The organism is Enterococcus sp. DIV1059_2, assembly GCF_051713685.1.
Classification (GTDB): Bacteria; Bacillota; Bacilli; order Lactobacillales; family Enterococcaceae; genus Enterococcus_D; species Enterococcus_D casseliflavus.
Genome location: NZ_JBIOQK010000001.1, coordinates 1779209 through 1792176, shown reverse-complemented (window position 1 = coordinate 1792176; position 12968 = coordinate 1779209). Strand labels below are relative to the sequence as shown.

The window sequence follows — 12968 nt, the reverse complement described above, 5'->3', positions numbered from 1 at the left end:
CGGGCGTATCATTGGAACACTGGCATAAAAAAAGACGTTAGCTCAAAAAATGCCGCTAACGTCGCTATCAGCTTTAGATTGCTTGGCGATTTGCCAATGCTTTTTCGATCGTCCGATCAACTAAAATCGATTGGGCATCGACGACTGGATACGGATTATCAGTCACAAATTCATCCATCAAGGACAACTCGGTACATCCAAGCACTACGCTTTCACAGCCGATACGTTCGGTGACTTCTTCCAGTATCTCAAAGTAAAGTTCTTGATCCAAATGATCATTTTCTTTGATTCGATCATAGATCAATGTATTGACCTTTTTTTGGATCGTCGGCTCTGGAAGATAGACGTCAAGTCCGAACTTCCGCAATTCTTTTTCATAGATGCCAGCTTTGACACTGCCTTCTGTCCCAAGAAAGGCCACTTTTCCAGTGACGCCTTTTTCAAAAACGACTTTCGCAGCCTCACGAGGCATATGCAAAATCTCGATCTCAGTGGCAGCTTGCAGCTCATCAAAAAAATAATGGGCAGTGTTACAAGTCAACACAATAAAATTTGGCTTTAACAAATTTTGTTTTTCGATGTCGTCCATTAAATATGGAACAGGGTTTTCTAACGTGTTGTCTAAAATATATGCCGTCCGATCTGGGACTGTCGCATGATTGAATAAAACATAGTTCAAGTAATCTTGGTCTTTATGGGTCTGTGTCCGTCGGTTTAAAATGCGGACAAAACTTTCCGTCGCTAACGTTCCCATGCCGCCTAAAATACTAAAAAAATTCTCCATCTTCTAGCCTTCTTTCGTATGGAAATACGTTTTGAATCGTTTGTTGTACAGATGGAACATTCTCTTTAATAGAATCCAACGCTTTAGAGATAAGTCTTCTTTGTAAAAGACAGTCGTTCCCCAGCGATTCTCTGCTAATAATTTTTTTGCGCGTTCTTTCGCAGGATTTTCTTTTGCATAAGTCAAGAAAATGTTTTTTGGTACCCCTAGCCATAATTTCGCTTCAGGCGCGTCAGCTTTGCCATAAACCGTTTCTGTGTAAGGTTTTTCGAAGACTAAATCCTCTGTGATGAACTTCGCCAGATTCAATCCGCTTAAGGTAATAAAGAAACTGCTTCTTCCTTGACGCAAGTTGATTTCAAATAATTTATATTGACCGTCTCGCGCATCATATTTCAAGTCAAAATTGGCAAATCCAACATATTCGATCTCTTTTAAAAACTTACGAATCATTTGATAGATTTGATCATTTTCATCTGGAATGATCACGACATAATTCCCAACAGCTCCAGGCGTTGGATCCTCTAACAAAGGATGACCTAAGCCCATCACGCGAACTTCGTGATTCTCATCAACATAGGCATTTAAGACCCGCATGTTGCTGTCATCGCCAGGAATAAAATCTTGGACGATCATTTCATATTGATAACCCGCTTGATAAATGCGAGAAACGATTTCTTCAAATTCTGTTCGATTGTCAATAATGAAGGCTTTTTTGCGACCTTCAAAATCAACTGACAGCCACGCGACACTATTTGCTGGTTTCAAAGCCACAGGAAAATCAAAAGGCAGCTCTCCTTTGAACGTTCCTTCCGTCAACAGTTCAGGTGTTAAAATGAAGGTCTTAGGATAAGGCAAGCCATATTCCTCGCAAACTTCGTAAAAACTGACTTTATTGATCAACCGTTTTAATAAGGAATAGTCATTGGCAATAAAGGTATAATAAGGCTTCAATTCTTCTTTATGCTTCGCTAACAGTTCTGCATAGCCATCGCCGCAGGGAATCAATAAATATTTCATGGCAGGATCGTTGTAAGTATTTTTACCTAACTTGATCAACGTCTCAGTGAATCCTGGATCATGGTCAAAACCTTCCACTTGATTGATTGTAACAATTTTACTAAAGCGGGTTGGCGCAAGTTCCGCACCAGCATAAGCAACTGATTGAATGCCATATGCTTCGTGGAATGCTCTGGCCATACCATAAACATTCATATCGCTTCCTAATAATATGGGAAGAAAATTTTCCTGACTCATCAAAAATCACTCTCTCTTTTGAATACGAAAAACGACCTCTCTCGTTTCGTTTAATTACAATAGAATTATAATACCACAAAGAAAAAAGCAATCAAAGTATCTATCTTTGATTGCTTTCTCCCACTTTGAACGGATAGAACTTATAGGCAGTTTATTCAATGCGAATATACGTATACCTATTGCTATTCTATCAAATAAAATTTTGATTTCAAGCCCTTATCATGAAATTTGCAGATATTTCACGCTTCCTTAAACTTTAGCGAAACCTATTGACAGACAAGTAAAAAAGTGAGTGCTCTTTTCCTTGCTTAAAGGACTTTTTTCAAATAATGACCGGTGTAGCTTTCAGAAACCGCAGCAATTTCTTCTGGTGTACCAGTTGCAATGATCGTTCCACCGCCTTCGCCACCTTCTGGACCTAGATCAATCACATGGTCCGCTGATTTGATGACATCCAAGTTGTGTTCGATCACTAAAACGGTATTGCCAGCGTCGACAAATCGTTCCAAAACTTTCAACAAACGGGCAATATCATCCGTATGCAGACCAGTCGTTGGTTCATCTAAGATATAAAAACTCTTGCCATTGGAATTTTTGTGCAGTTCACTGGCAAGCTTCATCCGTTGCGCTTCCCCACCAGACAAAGTAGTCGCTGGTTGTCCCATCGTGACATAACCTAGACCGACATCGACGATCGTTTGCAATTTTCGATGGATTTTAGGAATATGTTGGAAAAATTCCACTGCATCTTCCACGGTCATATCTAAGATTTCCGAAATATTTTTTCCTTTGTAATGAACTTCTAACGTTTCTGAGTTATAACGTTTGCCATGACAAACCTCACAAGGTACGTAGACATCAGGTAAGAAGTGCATCTCGATCTTGATGATTCCGTCCCCTTTACATGCTTCACAACGTCCACCTTTTACATTAAAACTAAAGCGGCCTTTTTTATAACCACGGACTTTCGCCTCATTGGTTTTAGCAAATAAATCGCGAATGTCATCAAAGACACTGGTATACGTTGCTGGATTGCTTCGAGGCGTCCGACCGATAGGGCTTTGATCGATATCGATCAATTTCTCAATCGCTTCATAACCAGTAATGGTTTTAAAGCGACCAGGCTTGTTCGAATTCCGATTGATTTTTTGCGCCAAGGCTTTTTTCAAAATTTCGTTGACTAATGTCGATTTACCAGAGCCAGAGACCCCAGTAACGGCGACGAACTTTCCTAATGGAAAATCGACCGAAATGTTTTTCAAGTTATTCTCAGAAGCACCGGTCACACGAATCTTTTCACCATTGCCTTTGCGGCGTTCCGTTGGTGTCGGGATTTTTCGTTTTCCTGATAAGTACTGACCTGTTAAGGAAGACGCATTGGCTGCGACTTCATCAGGAGTGCCTGCAGCGACGATCTCGCCACCTGCGTGTCCTGCACCTGGACCGACATCGATCAAGTAGTCCGCTGCCCGCATCGTGTCTTCGTCATGCTCAACGACGATCAGGGTATTCCCAAGATCACGCATTTTCCGCAATGAATCTAGTAAGCGATCGTTATCCCGTTGGTGAAGACCGATCGATGGCTCATCAAGAATGTAAAGCACCCCAGACAAATTGGAGCCGATTTGTGTTGCCAAACGAATCCGTTGCGCTTCCCCACCAGAGAGTGTGCCTGATGCACGACTCAAGGTCAAATAGTCCAATCCGACATTTTTCAAGAAGCTTAAACGATCATCGACTTCTTTCACGATCGGACGTGCGATCATTTGCTCTTGTTCCGATAGTTTCAATTCTTCGACAAAGTTCAACGCATTGTTGATTGCCATCTCGCTCATTTCACCAATGTGTTTTCCGTTGACTTGCACGCACAGCGCTTGAGGGTTCAAACGATAGCCATGACAAGTTTTACAAGTCAATTCCGTCATATACAAACGCATTTGATCACGGGTGAAATCAGAGTTGGTTTCATGATAACGGCGCTTAATATTTGGTAAAATTCCTTCAAAAGCTACCTCAACATCACGCACGCCACCGAAATCATTCTCATAATGGAAATGGAAAATTTCGCCATTCGAACCATTCAAAATAATGTCTTTGTGTTCTTCTGGCAGCTCTTCAAAGGGTGTGTCCATATCGATATTGAACTCTTGACAGGCTTGTTCCAGCATTTGCGGATAGTACTGTGAACTGATTGGGTTCCAAGGTAATAGTGCGCCTTCACGCAACGTTTTGCTTTGATCGGGAATCACTAGGTCGACATCGACTTCTAGCTTCACACCAAGACCATCACAGTCTGGACAAGCACCAAAAGGCGCATTGAATGAAAAGAGCCGTGGTTCTAATTCACCAACTGTAAAGCCACAATACGGACAAGAATAATGTTCACTGAAAAGCATCTCTTCTTGACCAATCACATCGACTACCGCATAGCCATCAGCTAAACGTAATGCCGCTTCAAAGGAATCAAACAGACGAGAACGGATGCCTTCCTTTACAACGATTCGGTCAATGATGATGGCAATATCATGCTTTTTATTTTTTTCTAATTCAGGCGCTTCGGAGACATCATAGACTTCGCCATCCACCCGCATCCGAACATAACCTTCTCTTTGGATACGTTCGAAGACTTTTTTGTGCTGCCCTTTCTTTTGATAAACGATAGGTGCCAACAATTGGATCTTGGTGCGTTCTGGTAATGCCAAAACTTCATCCACCATCTGCTCAACCGACTGACTAGTAATCTCAATATGATCATTGGGACAGATTGGGTGACCGATTCTGGCGTAAAGAAGCCGCAGATAATCATTGATTTCAGTAACCGTCCCCACTGTTGATCGCGGGTTCTTGCTGGTGGTTTTTTGATCGATAGAAATCGCTGGACTAAGTCCATCAATGCTATCTACGTCGGGTTTATCCATTTGCCCTAAAAACTGACGGGCATACGCCGATAGACTTTCGACATATCGGCGCTGTCCTTCGGCATACAACGTATCAAATGCTAAGGAGCTTTTCCCTGAACCCGAAAGACCAGTTACAACAACGAGCTGGTCTCTGGGAATCGTCACATCGATATTTTTTAAATTATGGGCCCGTGCCCCATGGATCACGATTTTATCATTTGCCATATTGTTTCTCCTTCTAATCAGCAGCTTTTAGCTCAAGAATAGTATCTCTCAAGGTAGCAGCCGTTTCAAAATCCAGTGCTTTCGCAGCATCTTTCATTTCTTTTTCTAATTTCAACAACAAGGTTGCTTTTTCTTCACGACTCAGCTCTTCATAAGAAGTCGTGGTGTATTCGCCAGTTTCTTCCGCCACTTTCGTGATTGCGATCAGATCGCGAATCTCTTTGATGATGGTTTTCGGTACGATTCCATGTTCTTCGTTATAGGCTTCTTGAATACTTCGGCGTCGCGCTGTTTCGTCGATCGCTCGCTGCATCGAATCGGTCATTTTATCGGCGTACATGATTACTTTTCCTTCTGAGTTACGAGCTGCTCGTCCGATGGTTTGGACTAATGAACGCTCGCTGCGCAAGAAGCCTTCCTTATCGGCATCAAGGATCGCAACCAGGGAAACTTCTGGGACGTCTAACCCTTCTCGCAATAAGTTGATTCCGACCAGTACATCAAATTCACCGAGACGCAGGTCGCGAATGATCTCTGTTCGTTCCAATGTTTTGATGTCACTGTGCAGGTATTTGACTTTGATCCCTAATTCTTTAAAGTAATCCGTCAAATCTTCAGACATTTTTTTCGTCAAGGTCGTGACAAAGACCCGTTCATTTCGCTCGACTCGCTCATTGATTTCTCCTACGAGGTCGTCAATTTGACCCATAATCGGTCGTACTTCGATCACCGGATCTAACAGACCAGTCGGACGAATGATTTGCTGAATGACGGTATCGGTTTGATCGTATTCATATGGTCCAGGTGTTGCTGAAACATAGACGATTTGGTTGACATGCTTCTCAAATTCTTCCAAGCGTAGCGGACGGTTATCCAGTGCAGAAGGCAAACGGAAACCATAATCCACTAACATTTGTTTTCTAGCACGGTCACCATTATACATCCCACGAACTTGCGGCATGGTCACGTGGGATTCATCAATAACGATCAGAAAGTCATCAGGAAAGAAATCTAATAACGTATAAGGCGGTTCGCCTTCTTTTCGTCCATCCATGTGGCGAGAGTAGTTTTCGATCCCTGAGGTATACCCCATTTCTCGCATCATTTCAATATCATAGTTGGTTCGCTGCTCTAAACGCTGTGCTTCCAACAGCTTATTTTCTGCTCGCAAAACTTTCAGTCGTTCATCGAGTTCACTTTGGATCGAAGCAATCGCATGTTCCATATGGTCTTCATTGGTCACAAAGTGAGTTGCTGGAAAGATCGACACATGTTCGGTGTCACTCATGATCTCGCCCGTCAAGGCATCGACTTCACGAATCCGATCGATTTCATCGCCAAAAAACTCAATGCGTAACGCTCGCTCATCACGAGAAGCTGGGAAAATCTCCACAACATCGCCACGTACGCGAAAACGTCCCCGTTGAAAATCGATGTCGTTTCGTTCAAATTGGATCTCGATCAATTCTTTTAATAGTTGATCGCGAGACTTTTCCATCCCTACTCGTAAAGAAACAACCTGTCTGGCATACTCGATCGGCGAACCTAAACCGAAAATACAAGAGACAGAAGCTACAACGATCACATCGTTTCTCTCTAATAAAGAACTTGTGGCCGAGTGACGCAGCTTATCGATTTCATCGTTGACACTGGAGTCTTTCTCGATGTATGTATCACTGGAAGGAACATACGCTTCTGGTTGATAGTAATCATAGTAACTGACAAAGTACTCGACCGCATTATTTGGGAAAAAGTCCTTGAACTCGCCATATAATTGTCCAGCCAGTGTTTTATTATGGGCAATGATCAATGTCGGTTTATTGACTTCCTTGATTAGATTAGAAATCGTATAAGTCTTACCGGTCCCAGTGGCTCCCAACAAAATCTGTGCTTTTTTTCCACCGACCACCCCGTCAACCAATTGATGGATCGCTTCTGGTTGATCCCCAGCTGGTTGATATTTTGATACTAAGTCAAATTCATGGGAAGTTGTTCTTTCGATCATCTTCATTCCCCCTCGATTATTCTAAACGACAACAAAAAAAGAAAAACTCGCTGCCGCTTTTCCATAAATAAGTATATCATAGCGAACATACTTTCGCCATCATTTGCTTTGAAAGTTTCATGCGATTAAGCATAACTTAACATGTTTGATTTTCTAACATCTGATGTGAGGTTTAAGCAATTTTGTCATATTTTTAAAGAGAAAGACTTGTGTGTTGAAGAAAAAATCCATATAATCTATAAATACGTTATATCTAAAGGGGGAATTTTCTTGAAAAGAAAACACATGTCCTTCGCTTTAATCGCGCTGATTATCAGCATTTTTACGCTATCAGTAAAGTCAGCAAGTGCGGAGGAAACTACGTATAAGATAGGAACAGATTTAACATTTGCTCCTTTCGAATTCCAAAATGAAAATAATGAATACGTTGGGATCGATATAGATTTATTAAACGCGATCGCTGAAGATCAAGGTTTTGCAGTTGATTTACGTCCTTTAGGTTTTGACGCCTCCATTCAAGGCGTGCAATCAAATCAGTTAGATGGCATGATTGCTGGGATGAGCATCACTGATGAACGTAAAGAAACGTTTGATTTCTCAGATCCTTATTTTGATAGTGGGATTCAAATGGCGGTAGCTGCTGACAATGACAGCATTACTAGCTACGAAGATCTTGAGGGCGAAACGGTCGGTGCAAAGGTTGGTACCGAAAGTGCCCGCTTTTTAGAAGAAAATAAAGACCAATATGGCTACGACATCAAACTTTATGATGACGCTACTGGGTTGTATGGCGCTGTACGCAATGGTACTGTGGCAGCCGCTTTTGATGATTATCCAGTGCTTGGCTATGCCATCAACAACGGCGAACCGATGAAACTTGTCGGCGAACCTGAAAAAGGTGCTTCTTACGGATTCGCTGTCAGAAAAGGCCAAAATCAAGAACTACTTGAAAAATTCAATGCTGGTTTAGCCAACATGAAAGCTTCTGGCAAATACGACGAAATCGTCAATACTTACATCACAACGTCTGATTCAGATGCAGACACCAGTGAAATGGTGAAAGTCGAACCAAAGAAAGATGTTTACCGAATTGCCAGTGACTCCGCCTTCGCTCCATTTGAATTCCAAAATGAAGACAATGAGTATGTAGGGATCGATGTGGATTTAATGAATCGGGCGGCAGAATTGCAAGGGTTCAACATTGAATTCAATTTCATCGGTTTTTCAGGAGCTTTGCAAGCCTTGGATGGTAACCAAGCAGATGGGATGATCGCTGGGATGACGATCACTGATGAGCGTCGCCAATCCTACGACTTCTCAGACTCTTACTTTGAAAGCGGCATTCAGATCGCTGTTAAAGAAGGCAATGATTCCATCAATTCCTATGAAGATTTAGATGGAAAAACCGTTGGTGCGAAAGTGGGAACAGAAAGTGCAGACTTCTTGATCGCCAACGAAGAAAAATATGGCTATTCGATCAAATATTATGATGCAGCCGATCAATTATATGCAGCTGTTAACGGCGGACAAATCGATGCCATGATGGATGATTATCCAGTGATCGGTTATGCCATCAGCCAAGGTCAAAAACTAGTGACACCGATTGAAAAAGAATCTGGCGGTCAGTACGGTTTTGCGGTGAAAAAAGGCCAAAATCCTGAACTGATCCAAATGTTCAATGAAGCATTGAAAGAAATGAAACGGACTGGCGAGTACGATCAAATCATCAATAAATACATTGAAGATGGCTCTGCCACAGAAAAACGAGTGGATGAATCAACGATCACTGGTTTGATCAGCAACAACTATAACGTCTTATTAAAAGGTTTATGGAATACCCTTTTACTAGCATTGATTTCTTTTGCCTTAGCATTAGTGATCGGCATCATTTTTGGACTATTTAGTGTTGCTCCAATCAAAGCATTGCGGGTTTTTGCAGGGATCTATGTTGATATCATTCGTGGTATTCCTATGATGGTATTGGCTTTCTTCATCTTCTTCGGCCTTTCCGATGCCATTGGTATCACGATTCCCGACTTTGCAGCCGGGGTCATTACATTGACTTTAAATGCCAGTGCCTATATCGCTGAGATCGTCCGTGGCGGGATCAATGCGGTGCCAAAAGGTCAGATGGAAGCCTCTCGTAGTTTGGGGATGACCTACACTCGGACAATGCAGAAAATCATTTTACCGCAAGCGATCAAAATCATGATTCCATCTTTCGTTAACCAATTCGTTATCTCGTTGAAAGATACAACGATCATCTCGGTTATCGGAGTCGTAGAATTATTGCAAACTGGGAAAATCATCGTTGCTCGGACTACGCAAAGTACCTATGTTTACTTGATCATCGCGATTATTTACTTAGTCGTGATCACAGCTTTAACGAAACTTGCAAAAGTTTTAGAAAAGAAGGTGAAATAGCATGAAAGAAAAAATCTTAGTTGAAAATCTTGTAAAAAAATACGGCGATAATACCGTATTGAACAATATCAATGTTTCAATCGCTGAAGGAGAAGTCGTTTGTGTGATCGGTCCTTCAGGATCCGGGAAATCGACGTTCTTACGCTGTTTGAACCGCTTAGAAGAACCAACCAGCGGCGATATTATCGTTGACGGCGCACATCTGATGGATAAAAACACCAATATCAATGCTGTTCGTCAACATATCGGCATGGTGTTTCAGCATTTCAATCTCTTCCCTCACTTGTCGGTTTTAGAAAATATCATTTTAGCACCGATGGATCTAAAAAATGCTTCTCGGCAAGAAGCGGAAAAGAACGCAATTCGTTTATTAGAAACGGTCGGTTTGGCAGATAAAAAAGACATGTACCCTGACAATCTGTCTGGAGGACAAAAACAACGGGTGGCGATCGCTAGAGCTTTAGCAATGAATCCCGATGTGATGTTGTTCGATGAACCAACCTCCGCACTCGATCCAGAAATGGTTGGCGATGTACTCAATGTTATGAAGGATTTGGCAAAACAAGGAATGACCATGGTGATCGTTACTCACGAGATGGGGTTTGCCAAAGAAGTAGCAAACCGTGTGATGTTTATTGACGGCGGGAACTTCTTGGAAGACGGTACACCTGAGCAAATCTTTACCAATCCTAAGCATGAGCGTACCAAAGACTTCTTAGACAAAGTATTGAATATTTAAAAAAGCCTCTGCAACAGTCCGACGAAGGAACTGTTGCAGAGGTTTTCTTTATTGTTTGTTCCGTTTCGATTCATCTGCGATCCGCTTTTGATTTTCCCCCAAAAACACTTTTGTATCGATGGGGTTTGCTTTGTTCGCCCCGCCGATGCCAGTATCAACCATTTTCCCCCAGCCCTTCAACGGCTCTTTCCCCGCTGCACGAAGCTTGGCATTTTTTAACCGTAGTGCCTGTTTTTTTGCTTCTTTTTTCGCTTGATGTTTTGCTTGCCAGTCCCTTAAAATCTTCATTCCCTCTTCCTCTCTTTTCTATTAAAACAATGCCACATTCAAATGCTCGAAAACATTCCCAACGATCTGTTTGCGTCAAATGCCCTTTACCACTGAAGCCGTATTTTTTTATCTTGTAGTTGACTATAGTATATCACGTGAATTTCATAATCATCAGGAATAGAGACTAAATTTTATTAAAACTATGAAATGTAGTTTGAAATCGAGTAGTCAGATCAGGAGTGGCATGTTACACTTATTAAAGAACACTCCCTCCATAACTGTATAAGCTGTAAAAATACATTGATTCTTTTGTTTAAACATCGGTTAGAACCCTTCTTATAAAAAACCAACCTTAAAATAACAACAAAAGAAAAATGCAGAAAATTACTTTGGAGGCATACATCGTATGAAAACCATCTATTTCTTTCCCTTACTGATTTTCCTTTCCTTATCACTCACAGGCTGTACCCTGATTGACGAACTCCTGGATGAAACGCGACAAAGCAGTTCTTCATTAGAAACAGCGGTGACTTCTCAATCATTGCCAAAAGATTCGGAAGTTAGAAGCTCTTCCTCTACTGAAAAGCAAACAACGTCTACTACAATTGACATAAGCAGCTCTTCTGACAGCCTTGATCAACAGTCAGTAAGTACCGAAGAATCCACCTCTCACTTCTCCTATTGCGAGCAATTGCAGATTGGATTGCCACGACGTTGGAATAGAACCGTCACCAAAGATTTGCTCCACCAATTGCAAGAAGGAATGTCCTGCGATCAAGTATTAGAGATCATGGGTGGGCTGCCTTCTTGGCGACTAGCGATTCTAGGCGTGGAATCCAATGCCTGGATCAATCAAGAGGGCGAAGCGATCATCGTTACCCTTTCCAACCGAACCGTTACTGGCGTTACCTGGCATGATCAGTTTTCTGAATCAGAAATTGAGTAATCCATTAAGCGATCTCTCGTAACTAAGATTGGCAAAATGCGTGATGAAATTCAAACACCTCTATTATCATGAGTCGTCTAAAAAACTTAGGAGTTGAAGGATAAAATGAAACTGAATCGTCCTCAGAAAAAAATCCGGGAGCATCGCAGAAGAAGTCTTTTGCTTTGTTTGGGCATTAGTTGTTTTTTACTCGGAGCTGTCCTCTTCTACAGCGAAAATCAACCAGCAGCTGCCTACGAGCAGTTTTTAGAGATTGATTACTTAACTGCTTTACTGGAAGAAAGACCTTCCCCTGAATCCATCAGCGATCTTGGCCTCGATCTCATCAAACGTAGTGATCGGGTAAACCAAGAGCGCAGTGCCATTAACCGAAAGCGGCGCCGCGAAAATGTGATCGTCACGGAAGAGACTAGAAAAGTTTTTTCTCCCGATCAAGGAGCAATGGTTGATGAAGTAAGAAAAGTAACCACTCGTTTACCTGATTCAGCCATTGATTTGTTATCAACGATGGCTGACAGCAGCGCTCTCGAGACAAAAAGAGTTCCTTTAGGTTCAAGGGACAAACTGTCCAAAATCAGCTTTGATTTTGACTCCGATAACGCGGGAAATGAACATTTATCTAGAATCACATTGGTTGATGTCCCAGAATTTTTCGGTATTGATTTCTCACAATTCGGGAAAGAGGATGATATTGAGGAGATCAAAGAGACATTGATCGAACAGTATGGTTTAGATGCTCACATCAGAGACGTTAGCGCCATTCGGAGACTTTTCTTTGTTCATGAAGGATTTGAGTTTTACATTAGTCAAACCTATAATCCAAACGGAGTCGGCATCACTGTCCAAGCAGTAGAACCATAAACAAAAACTATCGAACCCCCGTCTCTTTGCGGGTTTAACAAAAAAGGCGTCTGCGAATCCAAACGCTGGCACCTTTTTTCTACTTCTATTTTTATTTAGGCAAAAACGGTCGACCAATTGTCACGTTCATCAAGAAATTCTTGCGCTAATTTTTGCGCACCCTCTAAGGTATGGTTCGCCGCCCAACCGCATTGCACTTCATTGCTGGCAGGTACTTCAGTTGCTTGCAAAACGTCCTTCATGGTTTTTTCTAGGACGGTCAAAATCTCTTCATAATCGTCGTGATTCAAGACAGTCAAATAAAAGCCGGTTTGGCAGCCCATTGGTGACCAGTCCACGATATAATCCGCATGATTACGAATCAATTCTGCCGTCAAATGTTCTAGCGAGTGCAGACTTGCCATATCCATATGCGCTTGGTTCGGCTGCTTCAAACGGACATCATATTTGATGATGGTATCATTCGTTCCTTGTTTTTTATCGGCAACCCGTACATAAGGTGCTTTGACTTTCGTATGATCCAAATTAAAGCTTTCAACATTCATTTTCATTGTACT

The 12968-nt window shown here is 41.9% G+C and carries 10 protein-coding genes; 4 read left to right on the top strand and 6 right to left on the bottom strand.

Translation table 11 applies throughout. From position 1 onward, the window contains the following. Positions 1 to 73 precede the first annotated feature (73 nt). The 4 genes from IGI72_RS08315 to uvrB all read right to left on the bottom strand — a co-directional run bounded on the left by IGI72_RS08315 (position 74) and on the right by uvrB (position 7171). Positions 74 to 784 carry an amino acid racemase gene (locus IGI72_RS08315; RefSeq protein ID WP_005225951.1) on the bottom strand — a complete coding sequence of 237 codons (711 nt, stop codon included), beginning with the start codon at positions 782 to 784 and terminating at the stop codon, positions 74 to 76. 3 nt (positions 785 to 787) lie between these two features. Next, entirely contained in the window at positions 788 to 2041 is a 1254-nt protein-coding gene (locus tag IGI72_RS08310) for a carboxylate--amine ligase (protein ID WP_016610145.1), read from the bottom strand. Positions 2042 to 2349: 308 nt separating this feature from the next. After that, on the bottom strand, positions 2350 to 5166 hold the full coding sequence (uvrA, locus tag IGI72_RS08305) for an excinuclease ABC subunit UvrA (protein WP_428214423.1): 2817 nt from the start codon (positions 5164 to 5166) through the stop codon (positions 2350 to 2352). Positions 5167 to 5179: 13 nt separating this feature from the next. After that, complete coding sequence (gene uvrB, locus IGI72_RS08300; protein ID WP_010748162.1) at positions 5180 to 7171, bottom strand: excinuclease ABC subunit UvrB; 1992 nt, start codon at positions 7169 to 7171, stop codon at positions 5180 to 5182. A 270-nt stretch (positions 7172 to 7441) separates the two neighbouring features. On the opposite strand from uvrB, the gene IGI72_RS08295 reads away from it, so the two are divergent. Further along, on the top strand, positions 7442 to 9595 hold the full coding sequence (locus tag IGI72_RS08295; RefSeq protein WP_010748161.1) for an amino acid ABC transporter substrate-binding protein/permease: 2154 nt from the start codon (positions 7442 to 7444) through the stop codon (positions 9593 to 9595). A 1-nt stretch (position 9596) separates the two neighbouring features. Continuing rightward, positions 9597 to 10334 (top strand): amino acid ABC transporter ATP-binding protein, encoded by a 738-nt coding sequence (locus IGI72_RS08290; protein WP_005225946.1) that lies wholly within the window; start codon positions 9597 to 9599, stop codon positions 10332 to 10334. A 48-nt stretch (positions 10335 to 10382) separates the two neighbouring features. Here the strand turns inward: IGI72_RS08290 and IGI72_RS08285 are convergent, their stop codons facing one another. After that, complete coding sequence (locus tag IGI72_RS08285; protein ID WP_428214425.1) at positions 10383 to 10622, bottom strand: hypothetical protein; 240 nt, start codon at positions 10620 to 10622, stop codon at positions 10383 to 10385. A 388-nt stretch (positions 10623 to 11010) separates the two neighbouring features. Between IGI72_RS08285 and IGI72_RS08280 the strand changes: the two genes are divergently transcribed. Together IGI72_RS08280 and IGI72_RS08275 are read left to right on the top strand one after the other, a co-directional pair. After that, entirely contained in the window at positions 11011 to 11550 is a 540-nt protein-coding gene (locus IGI72_RS08280) for a hypothetical protein (RefSeq protein ID WP_347482757.1), read from the top strand. Between the two features lie 105 nt (positions 11551 to 11655). Then, positions 11656 to 12411 carry a Tat pathway signal sequence domain protein gene (locus IGI72_RS08275; protein WP_074934012.1) on the top strand — a complete coding sequence of 252 codons (756 nt, stop codon included), beginning with the start codon at positions 11656 to 11658 and terminating at the stop codon, positions 12409 to 12411. A 95-nt stretch (positions 12412 to 12506) separates the two neighbouring features. On the opposite strand, the gene IGI72_RS08270 is transcribed toward IGI72_RS08275, so the two are convergent. Further along, entirely contained in the window at positions 12507 to 12962 is a 456-nt protein-coding gene (locus IGI72_RS08270) for an S-ribosylhomocysteine lyase (protein ID WP_008382180.1), read from the bottom strand. Positions 12963 to 12968 lie beyond the last annotated feature (6 nt).